At 69.1% G+C, this 2,346-nt stretch carries 1 protein-coding gene and 1 pseudogene; both read left to right on the top strand.

Going from position 1 to position 2,346, the window contains the following annotated elements; all coding sequences use genetic code 11:
* A pseudogene (locus tag AC1DOC_RS29735) lies at window positions 1–189 on the top strand (iron ABC transporter substrate-binding protein); the annotation flags it as partial.
* Window positions 190–2,346 (top strand): ABC transporter permease (locus AC1DOC_RS29730; protein ID WP_478131129.1); only part of this gene is annotated, 2,157 nt, incomplete at its 3' end.

The raw sequence follows: 2,346 nt of genomic DNA, 5'->3' as shown, positions 1-2,346 counted from the left end.
CAGGAGCTCGGCGCCGCCAACAAGCAGTTCCAGCTGCCGAGCAATGCGAATGCCAAGCTCGACCCGCGCATCCCCGACTTCAAGAAGATCAGGTTCATCAACTACGACTACGCGAAGTACGGCGCCAGCGCCGAGCGCCGGCGCCTGATCGCGCGCTGGGAAAAAGACGTCAATTCGCTGCCGCGCTAAGTGCAAGCCGCTTCCATCGGCAGCGCGCCGGCCAATCCGGCGTCGGTGGCCGCCGCCCGGCGGGCGCAGCGCTGGATCCGGGCGTGGGTGGCGCTGGGTTTCGCGGCCTACCTGCTGCTGCCCTGGTATGCGATCCAGGACGCCACCTGGTACGAAGCCGTTCCGCAGGTCTTCGGCCGGGCCGAGGGCGCCAACGGCCTGATGCAGGCACTCACGCAGGGACGCGGCTGGCTCTTCATCGGGCTTGCAGGCCTGGCGATGTGCGCCATCGGCGCCTGGCGGCCGGCCGGCCGCGCGCAGGGGCGCTGGCTGCTGGCGGGCGGCGCCATCGGTGCCTTGGGCCTGGCGATCACCGGCTTCGCCATCGGCGCGCGCGGCTGGAGCCTTGCGGCGCTCAACACGCAGTTCGGCGAACTTGCGATCAACCAGTTCGGCATCGGCGCGGGCGGCGCCGTGGCGCTCGCGGCGCTCACGATGCTGGCGGCCTTCGGCGTTGCGCGGCTCGGGCTTTTCAAGGGCGACCTGTTCGTGGCGGCCGCGGTCGTCGGCTGCGGGGTGCTGATGGCGCTGTTCATCGCCTACCCGGTGAGCAAGGCGCTCGCGGGTGCCTTCCTCGACGAAGACGGCCGCTGGTCGATCACGGCCTTTGCCGCGCGCGTGTTCGCCGAACGCATCTGGGGCGTGGGCTGCCTGGCGGGCGGGGTGCGCTGCGGCGTGGCCTGGAACACGCTCGTGCTGGCGCTGCTGACGGCCGCCGGCACCACCTTCCTCGGCACCCTGATGGCACTGATGGCCGAGCGCGGCAGCAAGCGCGGCCAGGGCGCGCTGCGGGTGCTCGCGCTGCTGCCGATCATCACGCCGCCCTTCGTGGTGGGGCTCGGGCTGATCCTGCTGTTCGGCCGCGCGGGCATCGTCAACCAGCTGCTCGAGAGCGCATTCGGCATCGAGCCGACGCGCTGGTTCTACGGCATGCCGGGCGTGCTGGTGGCGCAGCTGTTCGCCTTCACGCCCATCGCCTTCATGATCATGCGCGGGGTGGTGCAGGGCATTGCGCCCAGCCTGGAAGAGGCGGCGCAGATGCTGCGCGCCGACCGCCGCCGCACCTTCTTCACCATCACGCTGCCGCTTTTGAAGCCCGGGCTGGCCAATGCCTTCCTGGTCGGCTTCATCGAGAGCATTGCGGACTTCGGCAACCCGGTGGTGGTGGGCGGGCAGTTCTCGGTGCTGTCGACCGACATCTTCTTTGCCATCGTCGGCGCGCAGTACGACCAGGGCCGCGCGGCCTCGCTCGCGTGGGTGCTCACGGTCTTTGCGCTCGGCGTGTTCGCGCTGCAGCGCGGCGTGCTCGGCCGGCAGAACTACACCACCGTGAGCGGCAAGGGCGATGCGGGCATTGCGATGGCGCTGCCGGACGGCGTGCGGCGCACCATCCAGTGCATCGCGCTGCCGTGGATCGCGTTCACCGCAGTGGTCTACCTGTTCGCCTTTGCGGGCGGCTTCGTGCAGACCTGGGGGCGCGACTACAGCTTCACGCTCGATCATTTCAAGAATGCGTTCGCGCTCGAGTGGGGGCAGTTCGGCTTGGTGTGGGCCGGCACCGCGTGGAATTCGCTGCTCACCACGCTCAAGCTCGCGGGCATCTCCGCGCCCATCACGGCCGCGCTGGGCCTGCTGATTGCTTGGCTGCTCGCGCGCAACGAGTTCAAGGGGCAGGGCGTCTTCGAGTTTGGCGCGCTGCTGGCCTTTGCCATTCCAGGCACCGTGCTCGGCGTGAGCTACATCCTGGCCTTCAACGTGCCGCCGTTCGAGCTCACGGGCACGGGGCTCATCATCGTGCTGTGCTTCATGTTCCGGAACCTGCCGGTGGGCGTGCGGGCCGGCACGGCGGCTTTCAAGCAGCTGGACCGCTCGCTCGACGAAGCCTCCCTGATGCTGCGCGCCTCCACCGCCCAGACGCTCTTCAAGGTGGTGCTGCCGCTGCTCAAACCCGCGCTGGTGGCTGCGCTGGTCTACAGCTTCGTGCGCGCCATGACGACGGTGAGCGCGGTGATCTTCCTGGTCACGGCCGAGAACGAACTGGCCACCACCTACATCATCGGCCGCGTGGGCAACGGCGACTACGGCATTGCGCTGGCCTACTGCACGGTGCTGATGGTG

The organism is Variovorax sp. 01T439_2, assembly GCF_056398445.1.
The sequence above is the reverse complement of the archived record's forward strand: the minus strand, read 5'-3'. Positions and strand labels throughout refer to the sequence as shown.